The organism is Limibacter armeniacum (assembly GCF_036880985.1).
In the GTDB taxonomy this organism is placed as follows: Bacteria; Bacteroidota; Bacteroidia; order Cytophagales; family Flammeovirgaceae; genus Limibacter; species Limibacter armeniacum.
Window position 1 is genome coordinate 2,146,685 of sequence record NZ_JBAJNO010000009.1, and the last position, 20,261, is coordinate 2,166,945.

General features: G+C 40.2%; 16 protein-coding genes. 4 read left to right on the forward strand and 12 right to left on the reverse strand.

Going from position 1 to position 20,261, the window contains the following annotated elements; translation table 11 throughout:
* Positions 1-83: 83 nt before the first annotated feature.
* The gene (locus V6R21_RS26755) at positions 84-353 is read right to left on the reverse strand and encodes a hypothetical protein (RefSeq protein ID WP_334246580.1); all 270 of its coding nucleotides are present in this window, start codon (positions 351-353) and stop codon (positions 84-86) included.
* A 465-nt stretch (positions 354-818) separates the two neighbouring features.
* On the opposite strand from V6R21_RS26755, the gene trpA reads away from it, so the two are divergent.
* Positions 819-1,598 carry a tryptophan synthase subunit alpha gene (gene trpA, locus V6R21_RS26760; RefSeq protein WP_334246581.1) on the forward strand — a complete coding sequence of 260 codons (780 nt, stop codon included), beginning with the start codon at positions 819-821 and terminating at the stop codon, positions 1,596-1,598.
* Positions 1,599-1,688: 90 nt separating this feature from the next.
* Here trpA and V6R21_RS26765 read toward each other — a convergent pair whose 3' ends face one another.
* Complete coding sequence (locus V6R21_RS26765; RefSeq protein ID WP_334246582.1) at positions 1,689-2,999, reverse strand: dihydrolipoamide acetyltransferase family protein; 1,311 nt, start codon at positions 2,997-2,999, stop codon at positions 1,689-1,691.
* 587 nt (positions 3,000-3,586) lie between these two features.
* Here V6R21_RS26765 and V6R21_RS26770 point away from each other — a divergent pair.
* Positions 3,587-4,300 carry a YjjG family noncanonical pyrimidine nucleotidase gene (locus V6R21_RS26770; protein WP_334246583.1) on the forward strand — a complete coding sequence of 238 codons (714 nt, stop codon included), beginning with the start codon at positions 3,587-3,589 and terminating at the stop codon, positions 4,298-4,300.
* A 58-nt stretch (positions 4,301-4,358) separates the two neighbouring features.
* On the opposite strand, the gene V6R21_RS26775 is transcribed toward V6R21_RS26770, so the two are convergent.
* The 4 genes from V6R21_RS26775 to V6R21_RS26790 all read right to left on the reverse strand — a co-directional run bounded on the left by V6R21_RS26775 (position 4,359) and on the right by V6R21_RS26790 (position 9,937).
* On the reverse strand, positions 4,359-5,012 hold the full coding sequence (locus V6R21_RS26775) for an HD domain-containing protein (protein ID WP_334246584.1): 654 nt from the start codon (positions 5,010-5,012) through the stop codon (positions 4,359-4,361).
* Positions 5,013-5,229: 217 nt separating this feature from the next.
* The gene (locus V6R21_RS26780; RefSeq protein ID WP_334246585.1) at positions 5,230-7,050 is read right to left on the reverse strand and encodes a DUF4153 domain-containing protein; all 1,821 of its coding nucleotides are present in this window, start codon (positions 7,048-7,050) and stop codon (positions 5,230-5,232) included.
* A 171-nt stretch (positions 7,051-7,221) separates the two neighbouring features.
* On the reverse strand, positions 7,222-9,567 hold the full coding sequence (locus V6R21_RS26785; protein WP_334246586.1) for an outer membrane beta-barrel family protein: 2,346 nt from the start codon (positions 9,565-9,567) through the stop codon (positions 7,222-7,224).
* Positions 9,568-9,808: 241 nt separating this feature from the next.
* Positions 9,809-9,937, reverse strand: a complete 129-nt coding sequence (locus tag V6R21_RS26790) for a hypothetical protein (protein ID WP_334246587.1) — start codon at positions 9,935-9,937, stop codon at positions 9,809-9,811.
* 689 nt (positions 9,938-10,626) lie between these two features.
* Here V6R21_RS26790 and V6R21_RS26795 point away from each other — a divergent pair.
* Positions 10,627-11,691, forward strand: a complete 1,065-nt coding sequence (locus V6R21_RS26795) for a cyanophycinase (protein ID WP_334246588.1) — start codon at positions 10,627-10,629, stop codon at positions 11,689-11,691.
* Between the two features lie 77 nt (positions 11,692-11,768).
* Here the strand turns inward: V6R21_RS26795 and V6R21_RS26800 are convergent, their stop codons facing one another.
* The 3 genes from V6R21_RS26800 to V6R21_RS26810 all read right to left on the reverse strand — a co-directional run bounded on the left by V6R21_RS26800 (position 11,769) and on the right by V6R21_RS26810 (position 15,772).
* On the reverse strand, positions 11,769-13,073 hold the full coding sequence (locus tag V6R21_RS26800) for a TolC family protein (RefSeq protein ID WP_334246589.1): 1,305 nt from the start codon (positions 13,071-13,073) through the stop codon (positions 11,769-11,771).
* A gap of 63 nt (positions 13,074-13,136) precedes the next feature.
* Positions 13,137-14,699 carry a DHA2 family efflux MFS transporter permease subunit gene (locus tag V6R21_RS26805; protein ID WP_334246590.1) on the reverse strand — a complete coding sequence of 521 codons (1,563 nt, stop codon included), beginning with the start codon at positions 14,697-14,699 and terminating at the stop codon, positions 13,137-13,139.
* A gap of 23 nt (positions 14,700-14,722) precedes the next feature.
* Positions 14,723-15,772 (reverse strand): HlyD family secretion protein, encoded by a 1,050-nt coding sequence (locus tag V6R21_RS26810; RefSeq protein ID WP_334246591.1) that lies wholly within the window; start codon positions 15,770-15,772, stop codon positions 14,723-14,725.
* Positions 15,773-15,916: 144 nt separating this feature from the next.
* On the opposite strand from V6R21_RS26810, the gene V6R21_RS26815 reads away from it, so the two are divergent.
* Positions 15,917-16,390 (forward strand): MarR family winged helix-turn-helix transcriptional regulator, encoded by a 474-nt coding sequence (locus V6R21_RS26815; RefSeq protein WP_334246592.1) that lies wholly within the window; start codon positions 15,917-15,919, stop codon positions 16,388-16,390.
* A gap of 97 nt (positions 16,391-16,487) precedes the next feature.
* On the opposite strand, the gene V6R21_RS26820 is transcribed toward V6R21_RS26815, so the two are convergent.
* The 3 genes from V6R21_RS26820 to V6R21_RS26830 form a co-directional block, all read right to left on the reverse strand.
* Complete coding sequence (locus V6R21_RS26820; protein ID WP_334246593.1) at positions 16,488-17,237, reverse strand: DUF6882 domain-containing protein; 750 nt, start codon at positions 17,235-17,237, stop codon at positions 16,488-16,490.
* Positions 17,238-17,301: 64 nt separating this feature from the next.
* Positions 17,302-17,721 (reverse strand): DUF3995 domain-containing protein, encoded by a 420-nt coding sequence (locus V6R21_RS26825; protein WP_334246594.1) that lies wholly within the window; start codon positions 17,719-17,721, stop codon positions 17,302-17,304.
* Between the two features lie 327 nt (positions 17,722-18,048).
* The gene (locus V6R21_RS26830; RefSeq protein WP_334246595.1) at positions 18,049-20,253 is read right to left on the reverse strand and encodes a B12-binding domain-containing radical SAM protein; all 2,205 of its coding nucleotides are present in this window, start codon (positions 20,251-20,253) and stop codon (positions 18,049-18,051) included.
* Positions 20,254-20,261: the final 8 nt, after the last annotated feature.

Here is a 20,261-nt window from a genome sequence, read left to right on the forward strand (position 1 = left end):
TTATACAAAAGCAGAAGAAGATGTATAAAGATCCCTCACTTCTTAAGAAGCCTAATAGGTAGGAAAGGTTAACTTATTGTCGCTTACATAAATTCTGTCAACAGTATATACATTACGCTACATAATCCATATGCTGCTCCAAGTGCAAGCGCTGAACTTGCCAGTAAAATGCCATTAGCGCCCCGAGAACCATCCGTGTAATAATCATCCAATATCAAATCACTTGGATCTTTAGGATTATATATCACTTCCACTTCTTCAAAATCTACCTCTTCATACCTTTTTTTGGAACTAACCCTAAACAACCTACCATCCTCAGTGTTAAACTCAACTACTGCTAGATAGTCTACCAATGTTGGTGTTGAAGTACCTTACCTGCTTCGACTATGATCGATAACCGAGAGCTTTCCGACTACTTTACCAATGGTTCTGATCCCATTCTCCAAAATGTTTTTTTCATATTGATTTCATCAATTCCTACTCGGTAGGTAACGAAACTCATCAACCCACAAACAAACAGCAGTAAACCGCTCAGTTATAAATCATTCATCAGTCAAAAAATTATAGTTAAGCTATTGATAAAAATCATGGCACATTAAGAATACTTCATTCTTGGTTTTGTTCAAATTTCAGATTCTAAAGACCCATCCTATCAATTAATATTTTCACCAATCAGATAAACCGACACCTCTGGTTCTTGTTTAATCAACAGGCTGGAGATCTTTATTGACCTGTTTGCTGTCCAATTTATTACAGGGAAATTGTTAACTTCGTTTCCTTACTGAAAGAACTATAAAAACCACTTCTTAAAATTTTTTATGAACAGAATAGACAGACTGTTTCAGGAAAAACAACATGATATCCTGAACGTGTATTTTACAGCAGGTTACCCACAATTGGAGGATACCATGCACATCATTACGGCACTTGATAAAGCTGGAGCTGACTTAATCGAAATTGGCATGCCGTATTCAGACCCAGTTGCGGATGGGCCTACCATTCAAGCCAGTAACCAAACAGCCTTGGATAATGGTATGACGATCCATAAGCTTTTTGAGCAGCTAAAAACACTGCGCCAAAAAAGTGACATCCCTGTGGTATTGATGGGCTACGTAAACCCTGTGGTACAGTATGGACTTGAGCGTTTCTGCATGGCTTGTGCTGAAGTTGGAATTGATGGTGTCATCCTTCCAGACCTGCCAATGCAAGAGTATGTTGAAGAGTATAAGACTGTTTTTGAAAAGCATGGCTTACACAACGTATTCCTGATCTCACCGCAAACTTCGGAAGAACGTATTCGCCAAATTGATGAAAACTCTTCAGGGTTTATCTACATGGTATCTTCATCAAGTATTACAGGTGCTAAAACAGATATTACAGAAGGGCAACGTGCCTACTTCAAGCGTGTAGAAGATATGCAGCTGAAGAACCCACGTCTGATCGGTTTTGGTATTTCCAACCATGAGACGTTTAAAGAAGCTTGTAGCTCTGCTAGTGGGGCCATTATCGGAAGTGCTTTTATCAAGCTACTCGCTGACAGCAAAGACTTGGAAGGTGATATCAATCGCTTTGTAAAAAGCGTAAAGGAAGGTAAGTGAACTTCACTTATATTAAAGGACAAAAAATAAGACTTGAGATAACATGTATCCCAAGTCTTATTTTTTTATCTATTGCCTAGTACTTGACAGTTAAACCGTTTGGTTCATATCCCACTGCTCAAGGTAGTCACATACTCTACGTACAAACATACCACCCAATGCGCCATCTACTACTCTGTGGTCATAAGAGTGTGAGAAGTAACACATTTGACGGATACCAATCAGGTCTCCTTGAGGAGTTTCAATTACAGCTGGCTTTTTCTTGATAGCACCTACTGCCATAATCGCTACCTGTGGTTGGTTGATGATTGGTGTACCGATTGTATTACCAAATGAACCAATATTAGAAAGTGTATAAGTACCTCCTTGTAGATCTTCTGCCTTCAGCTTGTTCTCTCTCGCTCTGTAAGCCAAGTCATTAATGGCCATTGCCAATCCACTTAAGCTCAATCTATCAGCATTTTTGATAACTGGCACAATCAGGTTACCTGAAGGTAACGCTACAGCCATACCAATGTTGATGTCTTTTTTCTTGATAATTCTGTTGCCATCCACCTGAACGTTAATCATCGGGAAGTCCTTGATCGCTTTGGCAATTGCTTGTATAAGAATAGGCATAAACGTCAGTGACTGACCTTCACGCTTCTTGAACTCATTCTTCCACTTGTTTCTCCAGTTTACGATGTTTGTCAGGTCTGCTTCTACACATGAAGTTACGTGAGGCGCTGTATGTTTAGAGGCTACCATTCTGTCGGCAATCATCTTACGCATACGGTCCATCTCAATAATCTCATCTGTACCACCCACTGAAACTGCTGGTGCTACAGGTTTAGGAGCAGGAGTTGATGGCTGAGCAGCTACTGCTGGTTGTGCTGTTGGCTGAACAACTGCACCTCCATTCTTACGATCTTTTACGTAAGCTAGCATATCTTTCTTAGTCAGGCGGCCATCTTTGCCTGTACCTGGAATTGTATCCAACTCTGCCGCAGGGATTCCCTCTTCTCTAGCAATGCTCTTTACCAAAGGTGAATAAAAACGGTCTCCACTTACAGCTGTTGCTTGTGCAGCTGGCTGAGCTACCGCCGTTTCAGTCTGAACAGTTGTTGTCTGTGTTTCTGCCGTTTCAGCTGCAGGTGTAGCCACTGTTTCACTACCTTCACCCTCTACCTCAATAATAGCAATTGGGTGTCCTACTTGAGCTACGTCTCCTTCTTTTACTAGAATTTCCTTGATAATGCCATCCTGAAGTGCAGGGACTTCTGTATCTACTTTATCCGTAGCTACTTCCAGTACTGACTCATCAGTTTCAATTTTATCTCCAACGTTTTTCAGCCAAGTAAGAACGGTTGCTTCAAATACGCTCTCACCCATAGCTGGCAAAACCATTTCAACAAGTGCCATAGATCTGTATGTTTTTATTGCGTAATAACTCCATCAGTGTTGCGGACAAAAATAGTAATTAAGTTGGATAATGATTTGAACTTCAGAAATATATTATTAGTTGTATTATTTACAATTATATACAAACATAAAAACAACAATTATCAGAATTTAATTTCATTTATTTAAAATAATCAAAATTTAATTTCACCAAGAGGTGATTTACTGCATCCAAAAATGGATTTTTTGAGAAAAAAATTTCATAAAAAACACTATCTAAAAGGTCTAAATAACGACCTCATAACAGTTTACACTTCATCAAAAATTGGATATTTTTGACAAAGCCCAATGCATCATTGGCTTTTACAATGAAATTTAAAATCTGATTTTGACAGGATTTTTTTTGGGAGAAAAGGATGTATCGCCAAAAAATATCATTCCATCTTACTTGTATCAAAAAATAAGGAGGATATAGCAATCAGAAAAATAGTTCAGTTTCAACAATTGTATTCTTATGTTTGTTTCTAGAAAATGAGGGAAACCAAAATAGCCTGGCTTTCTCTGCAATAAGGGTGATGATGAACCCTTTACGAAAAAGATGTCCTTATATGAACCTGAAAAGAAATACTTTCAAGCACCTTTTCTTTGACCTAGACCATACACTTTGGGATTTTGAACGGTGTTCTGAAGAAACACTAGAAGAATTGTATGACATTCACCGTGTTGATTTGCTGAGCAAAGGGTCTGCATCTAAAGACCACTTTATCGCTGCTTTTCGCAAAATCAACGCTGAGTTGTGGTCACATTACAACGAGAGTCGTATCACAAAAGAGACTATTCGTGATCGTCGCTTCCCGATGATGTTTGAGTTGTTGAACATCCCTGCGGCAGTATGCCCTGCCAATCTTGGAAAAGAATACCTCGAACGATGCCCTAAAAAGCCTTACCTGATTCCGGATACCATTGAAGCATTGGAGCACTTGCAAAACAAGTATTACCTGCATATCCTGACCAATGGCTTTGCAGATGTACAAAGCACAAAGATGCGTTACTCCAATATCTTTCACTACTTCAATTCTGTGGTAACTTCTGAGTGTACAGGACACAAGAAGCCTAGCAAGGAGATCTTTGAGTTTGCCATGAAACAGGCAGGTGCAGCCGCTGACCAAAGTGCCATGATTGGAGATAACCTCAACACTGATATTGTGGGAGCCAATAATGCAGGCATGTTTTCAGTTTACTACAATCCTGATGCTGTAGAACACAACGAATACGTTGGCGCCGAAATCATCTCTCTAAAAGAGTTAATTGAGTTATTCTAGATATAAGTGAAAAAGACATTAGATAAGAGACTGAATCCCAAATCTAATGTCTTCCACCTTATCTTTTACCTTCCCATTCCTGATAGAACTGCTCCAAAAACATCTCCATATAGCGGTGTCTTTCTTCTGCAATTCTTTTTCCCGTTACGGTATTCATACGATCCTTCAATAAAAGGAGCTTCTCATAGAAATGGTTGATCGTAGGCGCTGTATTTTTCTTGTAAGACTCAAAGTCATCATGCATTACTGGTGGTATCTCAGGGTTATAAATTTCCCGTTGTTTAAAGCCTCCATAAGCAAATGTTCTCGCAATTCCGATCGCACCAATGGCATCCAACCTATCAGCATCCTGCACCACTTTCCCTTCCAATGTCGTCATGACTGATTGTGTGCCTGCACCTTTGAAAGACACATTGGCTACAATTTCACAAACCTTTTCCACTGTTTCGGTGTCTGCCCCTACTTCTACCAACCAGTTTCGTGTCTGTTTTGGCCCTTCATCCAAGCTTCCATTATGGAATTTGTGATCTGCAATATCGTGCAGCAAGGCTCCTAGCTCAACAATAAAAGTGTCAGCGCCTTCAGCTTCAGCGATGCTGATAGCACTTTTCCATACACGGTAGATATGCCACCAGTCATGCCCTGATCCTTCTCCTTCAAATTTCGCCTTGATAAATGAGGCTGTCTTCTCAATTATAGTCTGTTTGTCCATTTAGCAGATTGGTTATGTTCTGGAATGGCAAAGATAAAAATACCTCAGTTTCAGAAGTAAGATTAACTTGATTTATAGCCCCCCTAAAACAAAAAAAGACCGCTAGTGGATAGCGGCCTGATCGGACTGTTTGGTTTATTTGCTAAAATGTATATTGAAATATTTTTAGCTTCATCATTGTTACTTTAAGATAAGTCATTAACAATTGCTTTCAAAATCATTTTACTTCTAAAAGCATGATAATCTTCATGTTATTTAATTTTATCCTCTCTTTATCCAATTCTCCATCCATATATTGAAAACAGACTTGTACTTTACCGTTCCTGTTTTGTGCTTTTACCTTTAACTCACTCTGTGACAAGAATATACCATCCCTACCGGTCGGATTATTTTCAACCAGTTTTTCAACAAATCCCTTCAACGGGACTGTATGAATATTTTGCCTGTTTCGAAGAACCTTTAAAGTAGAAGTGTTGCGATCAAAGGTAATGGATAACTTACTCCCATCAGTTAGGAGGTAATCTGAAATATCCTCATGATCTCTTCCTGCAAATTCACATTCCAATACATAATCATACCCTTTCACATCATATGCACTATTCTCAGACCTGTTTAGCTGAATTGAAAACATTTTCTGGGATACATTTTCCCACTTTCTGACAAATTCGGTTCCAAATGCCGCATGCATTATTGCCTCAGGGTATTGTCGCCTGTTTTCGTCTTTTAAAAGCGAATCCAAGGAAATAGGCACCAAAGGTTGTAATGTCCTGTATCCATGTACCCTCACAAGATAGCTTACTATAGAGCTGACTTCTTTCTTACCCTCAAAAGATAATTTATCATCTGATGGTTTCAGTTTTCCATCTTCCAATAGTGCATACTCTTGGAGTATTTTCTCTAACCTGTTCAATTGACTTTTTCTTGACACATTAAAAGCACTCCAAGGACCAAAAGCTGTGACCAATGAAATAATACCCAAGGTCAGCGGAAAAACCTTGATGTTTTGCCGCCGGTTAAGCAACATATAAATGGTGACTCCAATAAGCCACAGTGCTATAGCCAACAGAAAATAACGTAACTCAGTAAACCCATAGTCCGAAATCCGTCTCCAAGAAGCCACTACCAACAGGGCTGTCAGAGGTAATAGTAGCCAATAAAACAACCTTGAAAAGTGATACAGCCATTGATTCTCCTGCTGCTGCCGAACAGGGTATAGTAACAAGCTTGAGAGAATTCCCAGCAATGATAAAAACAGGATCAGCCATGAAACCATTCCTCTAGGCCAGTCCCATGTCAAACCGATCTTTATCATATAGAGGTATAGAATTACCAGATAAATGCTGACCAATGGTACCAATACATACTGCGTAAAGGCTTTCAACTCCGTTGGATACTGTTGTTCCTCCTCCAATGAATCTATATCATCAGGTACTCCTGCCAAAAAAAACCATGTATTGAAAAGTCCCAACAAAATGACTAACAGCTCCGCAAACAAGTCCTCATTGACCTCTACTCCCAATAGCTTATCCAATGCCAGCAGAGCAATGGACAGTCCTGTAAAAAGCATGATTGCATAAGCAAATGCTCCAAAAAAACGTAGAAAAAGCTGTGTATTGTACTCCCAAAAAGCCCTATAGTTTCCCCTACTTAAAAAAGGCGCTACTGACACAAAGCAATGTACTGTAAGCATCATAATAGCTGCTCTCGAAAAATGGATATTGGTCATTTCCTCCGGTAGAGTCGCATAATAAGCCAACAGAAAAAACAGCCCACAAAGCATTGAAACTACTTTCAATGTTGGCGACAGTTTAAACTTTTCACCAAGGAGATCAATTCCCAAGAAAAGTGGTATCCCCAACAGACTGACATGAATGATGCGAAAGTAAGGCTCCAAGTGTTGAATCGCTTCTTCCCGCTCAATGAGATAGACTGATATAACTGTCGCTACTGCTGCAGAAAGCATGGAGAGAGGGAAACGCTTTAGTGTTCGAGTACTGTCGTGCAGTACCTGTTGTGCATTAGGGAGAGATAGTTTCATTTCATTTGTACGTTCAGTGCTACTGCCTAAAGTTACAAAACTATCATGAGCTCTTTGAGATGTGGCTGAAACAAGAAAAGGATGCTACCTAAGCAGGTAACACCCTTCCAATATAACTCCCATATTAAAACTTATAGATTTGAGATTTTCTATCTCTCCTCTATGATTCTCTTACATAAATCCACCACCGTTACCAGTGCTACGCTCCCTGTTCTTCATCTTCATCTTTCCGAATCTGTAGGTGAATGACATACGGTAAACTGGGTTTTCCCACAACGTTTCATTGTACTGTGTAAAGCCATCGTAGTAAATTTCTGTACGTTCACCATTGAATGCCAAATGGTTAGCACTCAATGTAAGGTCTGCTTTCTTGTTAAACAGTTTCTTCGTAACGCTTGCTTCCAGATTGTATGCTGCCAAATTGATATCCTGCGCACCATACTGCTTACCACTGTAGTTACCATTGACTGTCAAAGTCAGTTCCTTAGGTAAAGTGAAGGTCGTATTAAGCTTACCATTCCAGTTGAAAAGTGTTCTGTTCGGTAATGGGAACTGATCCTCATCAATATCAAAGTGGAAAAGGTCAATTCCTCCGTTTACTTTCCACCAGTCTGTAATGGTTACATCACTTGAAAGCGAGATACCATAGTTGGTTGTTTTTCCAATATTCTGGAACTGTGATATGTTGACATTTCTATCTTCATCAAACGTAGTAATCTGACGAATCACGTCATTACTCAACCTTGTATAGATACTGGCATTCAATGAGTAATTTTTGGCATTGTGGTTCAGACCCAACTCAATGGAATTGGTATAAGAAGGTTGTAGCCCTTGGTTACCAACTCGGATATTTTGAGGGTCTGTCTGCACTTCAATCGGCAAAATCCAATCGATTTCCGGTCTTCTTACTCTTCGGCTGTAGCTTAGGCTCAGGCTATTCATCTCTCCCAATTTCTTTTGCAGGTGCAGTGTCGGGAAGAGACTAGAGTAATCAATCAGTGTGCTGTCACTAGACATATTGGCATGCTCCGCACGTAAGCCCAACTTCATTTCAATACCTTTCAGTTCTGTTGAAAGTGTCATGTAGCCAGCATGCAATTGTGACTGGAATGGAAAAATTAAAGATGTCTGTGTCTCGTTCAAGCTCAACACATTTTCTGATGAGGCATCAATAATTTCGCCTTTATAACCTGCTTCCAGTTTCAGTTTTTCTGTCAGTTCATGAGTGAAATTCACCTCACCCACATACACATTCCAAGCTGCTTTCATCGTATTACCCGATGTATAAGACTGCTCAGCTGTCTCACCGTTTACTTCACTGTTGGAGTAGAACTCATTGGCGCCGTCATTGGCATAGAAATCCAGTTCCAAGCTACCTTTTTTCAAATCCTGACGGTAGTTGATATCCATACCAATGTTACGTCCATCTGAAGCTAACCTACCAATACCATTCTGACTGAAGAGGTACTCTCCCTGATCATTACGGTAGTCGTAACCAAAGAAGTTTTGCTGCTTGTAATTCCACTTGTTACCGTTGATAAAAGCTGAAAGCACTTTTGTAGAATCTATATAGTAGTCCGCATTAAGCTTGAAGTAGCCAAAATTTGGATTGGAAATCTCGTTGTACTGTTGGTCAAGTTTTTCTCCCGAATTCAAGTAGCTTCTGGTAAAGTTACCCTTGTTATAGTACCTGTCGTTACGGTAAGCTCCTGAAAGCCCTACATTCAACTTACCCTTCTTTACATTCAGGTTACCATTTACATTGTATTTATCTCTTACACCTGCGCCTACATTGACAGAACCATTCATTCCTTCCATCTTGTTCTTCTTGGTCACGATGTTGATGATACCTGAAAGTCCATCAGGATCATACTTGGCAGAAGGGTTGGTAATTACTTCTACATTTTCTACGGCATCTGGTGGCAATGACTGAAGAACATCTGCCACATTCCCTTGTGTTGGCTTTCCGTCAATCAGTACACGAACGTTGCGGTCTCCTCTCAAGCTAATATTACCTGAAGCATCCACGTTAATTTCTGGCACTTTACCCAAGGCATCTGAAACGGAAGTACTGCCTTTCACCAGCTCTTCACTCATATTCACGATCTTCTTGCCTAGCTTGTACTCAACGTTCACCTTTTCTCCCTGAACGGTTACTTCGTCCAAGACTTTATCAGAAAGTGATAGTGTTATATTCTCAAGTTTGAGGGTGTGGTTTTCAGAAGTGAAAGAAACAGCTTTACTGAATTCCTGATAACCAATAAACTTAACCACCAAGTTGTAATCACCTAATGGAATCTTACTGATTTCAAAAGTACCATCATCTTTGGTCAAGGCACCTGTTACAGACTTACCTTCCTGCATCAAAGCTACAGTCGCATATCCTACAGGTGTACTGCTACCTTGCTCTACCACATTTCCTGATACAGTACCGAATTTTTTTGCATTGTTAGGGTCACCGTTGGCAATAGCATTCAGTGTAAAAAACAATAGAAGAATTGGTAATAATTTTTTCATTGGAGTTTTATAAAAATTAAAATGACACTAGAATAATGATCTGTTAGTTAAATGTCATTTCCTGTGCAATTCTGTACAGGAAGGATTATTTAATTAATTTGACACTACTACTTTATTCCAACGACATACCAATTCTCATAAAAACCTGAATAACAATTAGTTGAATGTTAAAAATTTATAATCAACTACTAAAAAATCTGTTCATTTTGATAAAAACTGTACGCTTGTGAACACTAAAATATCAAGCTAACTGCTTCTCCAAGCAATGCTGAGCTTTACCCGAAACGTCTTTTGGGGTAAACCTCAAAGTCATGATGATGGATAGCATACTATTTACCTGATAAAGGTGTCCGATTCCGAAATCCTCCATTATTGATCAGGTATTTCTGAAAAAATATCAACTCCTGTATTCCTTCCAAGACCACTACCATTCAAAAAAATAATATCCTTTTATCAGACCGTACTTCTATTACGGTCTGCCATGGTTTATTTGCTTTAGGACGATTACAAAGTTGGCAGACTTGTAACACGTTTTTTAGTTCAGTAAAAGCACTACCTATTGGGTGGTGCTTTTTTATTTGCCACGCTCCAAAACTTACCAAGTTCATTGCCTCACTTACAAAACCTCCAACTCATATTGTTAAAAACAGATTGACTGAAATAAAATTTCACAAAAAAGCCTTGATATGTTATATAATTCGACATAAATTTAAAACGAAGAAATTTTAATCACTTAGTCCATATTACAACAGTATGCTAGATTTTATTTTCCATATGCCTACTTCCAAGCGGAAATCGGATGCCATCCAAGGCAAGAAAATAAGTCTGCGCAACTTGCAGCCTATTTTTGACTGTTGATTTTTTTCCTCTCTCTCAATAAATCCCAATTGACCTTTTCTTCTTGATTATTCAGAAGTGCTTTTCGCATTGAGTAGTGCTATCCTTTTGTATATGCCTCTGTCAATGTGAATAGACTATTTCTCTCTGTGTATATCAAACCTTAAGTATAGGTACACTTTGCTGTACCCTTTATTCTTCATTTAATAATTTCGCTTTACAATGAAACTGAACAAACTCTGTTTATGGAGTGCCACTATTGCCATGGCATTCCTGATGGGCTGTGATGCTACGCCCGAAGAAACCTCAACAGAAGATTCCAACAACCGCAAAGGTAGTGGTAGAGGACCTACTGTCTATACCACTGGTAACAGCTCTGATATTGTCACTACTCCATCTGCTGGTATTGCCTTAATGGGAGGTGCTGACTCGTATACTACTGCTGAAGATGCCGCATTTGACTTCCTAACACAAAAGGCCAATGGTGGTGACTTTGTTGTTCTCCGCTCTTCTAGCTCTGATGGGTACAACAATTATATTTATAGTGATGTCGGAGGCGTAAACTCCGTGAGAACTATTGTGGTAGACTCCCGCTCTGACGCTGACCATACCACTACTATAGACCTCGTAAACAAGGCTGAAGGGATCTTTATCGCTGGTGGTGACCAAGATGACTATGTCAGCTTCTGGAAAGATTCACAACTTGAAACAGCCATCAACAATGCAGTAACGCAACGTAATGTACCCATTGGTGGATCTAGTGCTGGATTAGCGGTATTAGGAGCTTACTATTATGCAGCATCCAACGGAACTGTTTACTCTGATGAAGCATTAGATGATCCATATAATAATTATATGGCTGGATTGGGAGACGGCTTTCTGGCTGTGCCATATATGACAGGGGTGGTAACAGACTCTCACTACAATGAGCGAGACAGACAAGGAAGGCATTTTACGTTTATGGCTCGCTTCTTTAAGGATTTTGGCGCCAGTGGCGTCAAAGGTGTAGGTGTTGATGAAGCAACTGCCGTATTGGTGGAGAGCAATGGCAGTGCAAAAGTCTATGGCAGCGGTAAGGCATACTTCCTGAAAAGTAATGGTCAAGGTCCAGAAACCTGTACCTCCAATACGCCTTTAAGTTGGAATAGAAATGGCAATGCTGTGAGTGCCTACATTATTTCGGGTACAAGCAATGGGAATGGTAATTTCAGCTTTACTACTTGGTCTGGTTCAGGTGGTGTCTCCGAAAGCTGGAGTGCCAATAGTGGAAATTTCAGTAGAAATTAAAAAAGGGAAGGCCTCCAAGCAAACAAATGCTCGGGGGCCTAATTTACTATATCACATCACACGTAAGTTCTAAGTTCTTATCCTTCTTGCCAGAAGTGCTCACTTTGCAGACGAAGTGCTTCCAATTGTGCATTGCTCAATTGGTATCGGTTATGCAACTGTGTCAGACGTGCCTGCAACAATGCATTATTGGCATTCTGAAGATCTACATAAGTAATCACCCCGTGCTTGTATTGCGCTTTAGCTATTTCCAAGGCACGTTCAGCTTGCTGAATTAGCGTCTGAGATGAATTCAGCTTCTCTTGATTGGTTTCAATATCAGCCAAAACCTGACGCCATTCCTTATGCAGGCTACTTTCTGTATTTTCTGTTGACAGTTTTGCGATATCCAGTTTCTTTCTGGCCATCTCCTGCTGACGGTTCAGCTTTTTGCCATGATAAATAGGCACAGAAAGCGTGATACCTGCACTGTAATTGAACTTGGTTTCATCCAATAACGGAAGGTAACCATTCTTGAAACCAGCTGCTGCATCTACATAAAGTGATGGCATATGGCTAGCTTCCGCTGTATGCAATTCGGTTGAAGCGATTTCCTCTTCCGTTTTTGCCAGCTTAACTGCCGTATTGCTTTCAAAACTCTCTTCCATTGACTTAGACGCCAACAGCTCTGTAGTCCAATTCAGGGCACTTTCATCTTTCGAGATATTGATAGGATCGGTACCTGTCAGGTAAGCAATCGATGCCAATAACTTCTCCTCTGCGTTCTGGAAATCTTTGCGCTGGTTACGGCTGTTTTCAAGCTGAACCTGAACATTCAATAAATCCAGATCCAATGCATCCCCGTTCTTGATACGGCTCTGCACTAGTTTTTCAGTCTCTTCCAATACCTGAATATTGGCATTTTGTACTTCAATACTTTTCTCTACAAAAGCAAGGTTCAAGTACAAGCGAGAAATCTCATATGCCAACTGTTCCTTTACCTCTTCTGTCTGAAGTGCTGATTGTTCAACAGAAGTCTGTGCTTTCTTTACTTCACTTTCTGTGCGTCCAAAGTCTGTAATCAGCTGCCTAGCCTGTACCGCTACACTATAGTTGTGATTTGGAAAAGGTTGGAAAGCTAGATCCGAACCTGGAAATTGAATAGAAGGTGCCGGATACAGGTAATGGTAATTAGCCGTACCACTTACTGTTGGCAACAGGTTGCCTTTTTGATACTGCACATAATCCTCTGCCAATTGCTGCTGCAACTTGGCTGAGCGAATATTGGGAAAGTTTTCAAAGGATGCCTGAATCCATTGATCCAAATGGCTAGGCACCTTTTCCTGCGCCACTACACCTGTTCCCATCGCAAGCAAGGCGGCAATTGTTATTATTTTCTTCATAAGAATGAATGCTTTATATCTTGACGCTAGTCAAAAGAATCAATCTGTTAGTCATACAGGCCATCAATGCCCTGCATCGTCTATCTTGGCTGTTACCTTCACGGGCTTTACAAAAAGCAGTAGCGGAAGAATACAAACGAAGAATGCCCCAACCAACCTGAAAGACTCCAGATAGGTTAGTAAGTATGCCTGCTTGTCTACCATTTTCTCCAGCATACCATAAGCAGCATGCTGTGCATCTGCCAAGCTCATCCCCTTTGCCACAAACCCTGAAATAAATGCATTGAGACGATCAAGTACATCCGGACTGTCAGGAGTTACATAGGAAATCAAATGACCTCGGTTGGCTGCAAACGTTCTTGCCAGATAGGTGTTCATCATGGCGATACCAAACGCTCCTCCCAACTGGCGCATCATATTATTGATGGCAATACCCTGAGGCATTTTTTCTGATGAAAGCCCCGAAACTGCCTGATTGGAAAGTGGTACACTCAATGATGACATGGCTACACCCCGTAACATAAGTGGCATAAAGAAGAAGGCAAAACCTGCTTCAGGGCTTGCTCCTGACATCCAGAAGCAAAATACGGCAAACATCGAAAACCCGATCATAATCAAGTACTTCGGCGCAACCCCTCGCTGTAAAGACTTACCCACAAAAGGCATCAGCACAGCTGAAAGTAAGGCTCCTGGGAACAAACTGACCCCTGTCAAAGTAGGTGTATACCCCATAAACTGTTGCATCCATACTGGATACACATACATGGAGCAGTAAATACCAAAACCCATTATAAAGGTAAATATGGTCGTCACTGCCAAAGTACCATTCTGCAATACCCGCAGGTTGATGGCAGGATGTTCTGTGTGCAGCTCATGCCAGATAAACCACACAAATGCTATAACTGTAACTACCGTCAACACTATAATGTGCTTGGCTTCAAACCAGTCTTCAGCCTGCCCTCTTTCCAAGATATATTGAAGTGCTCCTACCCATATTGACAACAGTACAATACCAAGCGTATCGATATGAATTTTCTTTCGGTCAATATTGTGCTCCTCCGGCTTCTTCTCAATGAAAGTGAATACCAAGAAAGCCGCTATCAAACCAATTGGTACGTTGATATCAAAAATGAGTGACCAATGGAAGTTATCCACTATGTAACCTCCAAGGGTAGGTCCGACTGTAGGACCAATAATTACCCCCATACCAAAAATGGCAGCGGCAATTGGACGGTCCTTTATGTCAAAAGCGTCAAAAAGTATAGACTGTGAAGTAGACAATAATGCGCCACCTCCTATACCTTGTATAAATCGGAAGAATACCAGCTCCTCCAAACTCGTCGAATTTCCACACAGAAAAGAGGAAAGTGTAAACAGGAGAATGGAAGCGAAATAGTAGTTTTTCCGACCAAAATACGAGCCCAAGAAGCCCGTCAATGGAATGACAATTACGTTGGCGATCGCATAGGCGGTCACCACCCAGGAGGTATCCTCAATGGTCGCCCCCAGGTTACCACTGATCTGAGAGAGCGCCACGTTTACGATAGTGGTGTCAATCAGCTCAAGGATCGTCGCTGAGATCGTAGTGATCACGATGATCCATTTGGTGAGTCCTTTTGCTGCCATAATATCAGTTCAGTATTTTTTTCTTAGTAAGACAATGACACTTCTACGCTCAAACCAGCGCGAAGCAGATCCATATGTTGTTTCACATCAGTCAGGCGAATTACAACAGGTACTCTTTGCACTACCTTCACGAAGTTACCTGTTGCATTGTCAGGAGGCAGTAAAGAGAACTTGGCACCCGTAGCTCGTGAAATTGTTTCCACCTTTCCCTTTAGAGCTAAGTCGGGGTAGCTATCAATCATCACTTCAGCTTCCTGTCCTACTTGAATATGCTCCAGTTGTGTCTCCTTCATATTAGCCACTACATAGAAATCCTTATCATCCACAATGGTGAATAGCGGCTGACCAGCCTTTACAAACTGTCCTGGCTCTACTTGCAGCTTACCGATTCGACCGCTACCTGGTGCCGGAATCTTGGTGTAAGAAAGATCCAATACAGCCTGATCAAGGGCTGCTTTCTTGATCTCTACTGAAGAATGTGCTTTGATCACCTCTGACTCAGCTACCTGAAGGTTACTTTTAGCAAGGATGATCTCATTCTGTGCTACTTGGTACTGCTGAGAGATGGTTTGGAATTGCGCTTCTGCATCCTCCAAAGCCTTTTTAGTCAAGGCATTGTCTGCAAAAAGTGCTTTAGCCCTGTTCAGGTCAGTAGTTGCTTTTTCTTTCTGAATGCTTACTACCTGAGCATTGGAACGAGCTACACGCAAACGAGCTTCTGTACTAAGCTTGTTAGCCTCAGCCTCTTTCAGGTTAGCCTTAGCCAATTGGTAATCACCTTTTACTCGGTCTACAGCGATGCGGTATTCTTCATCCTCGATATAAACCAAAGTATCAGTAGCGCCTACTTGTCCATAATCAGACACCTTCAATTTTTTGATATATCCTGATACTCTTGAAATCACTGGATAAGTATGCCCTTCGATTTGGGCATTGTCTGTAGTCTCGTGATGTAACGAGTACATAGTTTCTTTGACACCAAACCCTGCTGCCGCTAACAGGATTGCGGCAAAAATTAGCTGGATTAGCTTTTTGTTACCCTTTTTCGGAGTTGATGGTATTTCTTTTTCCATAGAAGTATTTTTTTGAACGGCGACAAAAGTAAACTAGATTGACCAAAAGGTCAACTTAATTTACTTTATTTTTATTCATATATTTGTCATGGGTAAAATGGAGGAACTACCAACTACTATTTATAAACTCAATATCACAATGAAATGGAACGCACACTGGATGAATGGATGACATTTATAGCTCAAAGACAAAAGCACAGCCTACCCAGACTACTTGCTCTGCTCCGAAAAGACATGGAGCAAAAGTTTACAGAAAAAATGCTGGCTCGTGGGTATAATGATTTTAAGATGGGGCATATCGTGCTACTGGTAAATATTGACCCTGATGGCACAATCAATAATGAACTGGCTAGGCTTGCCAAAATCACCAAGCAAGGGATGAATAAGGTGGTGAAGATTTTGGAATCTGCTGGCTATATCTATACAGAGCCTCATCAAACTGACAAGCGAGCTATACTGCTCAAACTAACCGACAAAGGGAAACAGAAGCGTTTGGACTTGTATCATTGTCACGTAGAAATAAGAAAGGAATATGAAGAGGTTGTTGGACAGGATGACATAGACCATATGCTTCGCACGCTACGCAAGCTCTTGGGCTATCACGAAGATCAAATCTGATACTTTCTCCCTGCTAAAAATAAAAAGGTCTTTCGGTTACAATTCCAAAAGACCTTTTTTATTATATATCAGTTTAAACACTGCTTGAATTGTTAGATTATAATTTACCGTTCAAAGATTTAAGCCTTGATAACTGATCAAATTCCCCTACTATTAGCTTGCCACCATTTAATCCCTCAATTTTGTCTTCTTCAACTTTAAGTTGAAAACCTCTATCAATTAAGTAATTAACAAAAGCCTCTTTATGATTTAACTCAATATTACCAATCAATTGGGGAAATACAGTTATCACTTTCTCCAATCTACTTTTTTCAATAGCAGGTATTTGATCACTATCAATGGTCACAACTAGAGTCCCTTGCCCATAATTTGCACAGTAATAGCTTTTTGAACTAAAATAACCACAAGCTATCATCCCTATTTTATGTTCAAAGTTCTCTTCTACAGAAAAATGTCCTTCTACTAGTTCTTTGACTTTTTTCTCTTCTCCAATACTTTTCAATTGCATTGACTGCTCAAGTAAATGCTCAGGTATTCCACTTTGGGCATTTGCCCATCCCCACATCCAAGAGTTATCATTAAATGATAAAGAACCTATCACTTGAACCGGAAAAGTTAAATTATCTCCAAAAGAGATTGTACCTGAACCCATATCAAATTGCCATGAATTATCACCTATTACATCTCCAAAAATGAGTTGCTTTTCAAGTGATAACCCTGCATGTAAACTGAGTAGTTCATTTAATGAATACCAATCAGGTTTTTCATATGTACTAAACCCATTCAAGCTAGTCTGTGAATCTTCTTTTTTTGATTCTTTCCCAAAAAGTTTTTTAAATATGCTCATTTCTTCTCAATATTTTTTTGCTATCATTTTGATAATATATATGACTGAACTCTCCATCAATTATTTACCTCATAAGATGAATCAATATTCCGAATATGCCTATCAACAAACATAATGGGGAAAAGAACTTTGTATCTAACTTCCCGAAAGTTGTATGCTTTATACTTTTGAAAAATCCAACATATTTAAACTCACCAATTGCCCGCAAAAGAAATATTGAGGGTATTATCCAACTTCCATAGTCCATTATCCAGTCAGGTAAGCTGAAAACCACCAATCCTGATTTAATCACATAAAAAATTCCGAATGCTGTTAACCCAAGACCTACTATGGCACTGTCTAGCTTTTTCGGATTCAATACCCTTTCTCCATTTTCCTTAGTAGGCAATGATTCAGCAAACCCAAACTCCCCTCCGATTACCCAATTGAAATGAATTACACCAAGTACAATAAAGACTACACTTAAAAAAATTGATAAAATCATAATTCGATCTAATTATTAGAAATATGACATCAGAAAGAATAATTAAAACATATTCATAAAGACCCTTTATCACTGTGATGACTAAGAAATAAGTTAAATTAATCTCACACTAAATTTAGCATAAACCTTCACATCTTACTCTATATCTTGTAGATATTTACAATTCCACCATCTCAAAAAATATTAGATATAGCTTTTTGAAACCGCTGTAAATAAAAAAGGCGAACCATATAATTCGCCTTTTTTTTATTATTAGCAACAGACTCAGTGTCTGATTTTATTTTTCACTAATGATTAAGATAGATTGTCACTACCTATTCTTTATTTTCACAACCTAATCAACAACAAACCATTTTTACGAAGCTGCTGCCAAAGGTTTTCATTGACAAATTTTTTGAATGGTCTACCAAAGTGTGACTCATAACTTTCCTTCATCTCTTTCAGATTTGCAGGCTCTTCTTGATATACGTGACTTTGTTCCAAATAAGGAATCAACCACTCAGCTTCTTCAGGGGTTGTCGTCACCTCTAAGTCTTCTTTTCGGCCAAAGAAAGTCAGTCTTACTCGGGTCTGTATACTTCCCTTTTTCTTCACTTTATACTCCTCTGCAAAAGGCATCTTACCCATCCAGATCAGTGCGTTATTCAGCTTTTCATCATCCTGCTCTTTATGGCGGTGAATCGCATCGCTAATCAAATGCTGATGATGTGTAGTAGGTTTGGTCGCAAAGTCAAACCACTCTTCCACCTCGTGCTCCATCCCTGCCCCATGCATATAATTAAACAGGGCTAATTTCAAACCTTCTGTAAATATACCATGGTCAGCTCCTGTCGGGTCTTCATGATCGTAATCATTCTTGGCAAAGCCCCCAAAATCCGGTCCTATTCTTTTGACACCAAACTTCTCAGGTTCCAACCCGATTGGAGCATGCGCTGTCATCGAGAACCTGTGCCAATAACCAGACTGAATACAGTTATGTTCAAAGAGCTGACGAACGATTTCCAAAGAGTCGATGGTTTCCTGTTCTGTCTGTGTCGGGAATCCATACATCAGGTAGGCATGTACCATAATGTTGGCTTTCATAAAACTGTTGGTCACTCTTGCCACCTGTTCTATGTCTACACCTTTTTTCATCATCTTCAATAGACGGTCAGATGCTACCTCCAGACCACCGGATACAGCGATACAGCCTGCCGATGCCATCAGCTTGCAAAGGTCTTCTGAAAATGTTTTTTCAAAACGGATATTTGCCCACCATGTGATTTTGATACCTCTTCTAATCAATTCCAAAGAAAGATCCCTTAAGGCAAGTGGGGGAGCCGCTTCATCCACAAAATGGAAACCGGTTTGCCCTGTGGTATTAATCAACTCTTCAATTCGATCTACCAGCAACTTGGCTGGTGCTCCATCATAGCGTCCGATGTAATCCAATGATACATCACAGAACGAGCATTTTTTCCAATAGCAACCATGTGCTACTGTCAGCTTGTTCCAACGACCATCATTCCAGAGTCTGTGCATAGGGTTTGCCACCTCTATTACCGAAAGGTATTTGTCTAGTGGCAAGCCTGTGTAGTCTGGTGTTCCCACTTCAGAATGTGGTACAAATGCCTGCATTTTGAAGTCTACAAACTCCACTTTGCCCTGCTCATTACGGATAAACGTACGCTGTAAATGTTCAGGTTTCACCTCACCCTTAATCAACTTGATTACCTGCATAATTGGCCCCTCACCATCGTCTAATGTGATAAAGTCAAGGTAATCAAATACCCTTGGGTCTGTCAGATCTCGGAGTTCGGTATTGGCATAACCTCCTCCCATTGCAATTTTGATATCAGGATAATGCGCTTTCAAGTACTGTCCACACTTGAGCGCTCCATAAAGGTTACCGGGAAATGGCACTGTAAAGGCTATAAAATCTGGCTGGGTAGATTGTATTTTCTCCTCCAATAACTCCAGCAGGAGCTCATCCAATAAAGATAGTGGTTCATTCAACTCTTCCTCTATAGGATCAAAGCTACTTGCCGACATTGCAATGCTTTCTGCATAACGGCTAAATCCGAAGTGCGGAGAGATCGCTTCAATGATAAAATCCCCCAAGTCTTCCAGAAAAAGCGTTGCCAAGTATTTTGCCTTGTCTGTGATTCCCATCTGACCAAATGCCACATCCATATTATAGAGTTGCTTGAAACGCTTGGCTTCAGGCAATACTTCACGAGAACAGATACTATGAGCAAAGGTGCTGTCAGAGTTCTGAAGAAAATGAATCACTGGCTCTACCGCATCAATGTAGTCATCTTGCAAGTAAAAAATACGCTGTGCATTGGCAGAGCAATCATCAATGATCTCTTCTGCTGCATCAAAGATACGCTCCAGTCCACTGCGGGAGAACATCTTCAATACCAGTTCGATCCCCAAATCTGCCTGAAATGCCGTTTCACCTTTTCTGTTCAGGTACCCTTTCAGGTATGCCGTCGCAGGGTATGGCGTATTAAGTTGGGTTAGAGGAGGCGTTATCAACAGCGTTTTCATATTCATTT

Coding starts and splice junctions, on each gene's coding strand:
- V6R21_RS26820 (WP_334246593.1), bottom strand. CDS start 17,237: ATGAGCATATTTAAAAAACTTTTTGGGAAAGAATCAAAAAAAGAAGAT.
- V6R21_RS26815 (WP_334246592.1), top strand. CDS start 15,917: ATGGAACGCACACTGGATGAATGGATGACATTTATAGCTCAAAGACAA.
- V6R21_RS26775 (WP_334246584.1), bottom strand. CDS start 5,012: ATGGACAAACAGACTATAATTGAGAAGACAGCCTCATTTATCAAGGCG.
- V6R21_RS26825 (WP_334246594.1), bottom strand. CDS start 17,721: ATGATTTTATCAATTTTTTTAAGTGTAGTCTTTATTGTACTTGGTGTA.
- V6R21_RS26795 (WP_334246588.1), top strand. CDS start 10,627: ATGAAACTGAACAAACTCTGTTTATGGAGTGCCACTATTGCCATGGCA.
- V6R21_RS26800 (WP_334246589.1), bottom strand. CDS start 13,073: ATGAAGAAAATAATAACAATTGCCGCCTTGCTTGCGATGGGAACAGGT.
- V6R21_RS26810 (WP_334246591.1), bottom strand. CDS start 15,772: ATGGAAAAAGAAATACCATCAACTCCGAAAAAGGGTAACAAAAAGCTA.
- V6R21_RS26765 (WP_334246582.1), bottom strand. CDS start 2,999: ATGGCACTTGTTGAAATGGTTTTGCCAGCTATGGGTGAGAGCGTATTT.
- trpA (WP_334246581.1), top strand. CDS start 819: ATGAACAGAATAGACAGACTGTTTCAGGAAAAACAACATGATATCCTG.
- V6R21_RS26770 (WP_334246583.1), top strand. CDS start 3,587: ATGAACCTGAAAAGAAATACTTTCAAGCACCTTTTCTTTGACCTAGAC.
- V6R21_RS26785 (WP_334246586.1), bottom strand. CDS start 9,567: ATGAAAAAATTATTACCAATTCTTCTATTGTTTTTTACACTGAATGCT.
- V6R21_RS26830 (WP_334246595.1), bottom strand. CDS start 20,253: ATGAAAACGCTGTTGATAACGCCTCCTCTAACCCAACTTAATACGCCA.
- V6R21_RS26780 (WP_334246585.1), bottom strand. CDS start 7,050: ATGAAACTATCTCTCCCTAATGCACAACAGGTACTGCACGACAGTACT.
- V6R21_RS26805 (WP_334246590.1), bottom strand. CDS start 14,699: ATGGCAGCAAAAGGACTCACCAAATGGATCATCGTGATCACTACGATC.
- V6R21_RS26790 (WP_334246587.1), bottom strand. CDS start 9,937: ATGGAGGATTTCGGAATCGGACACCTTTATCAGGTAAATAGTATGCTA.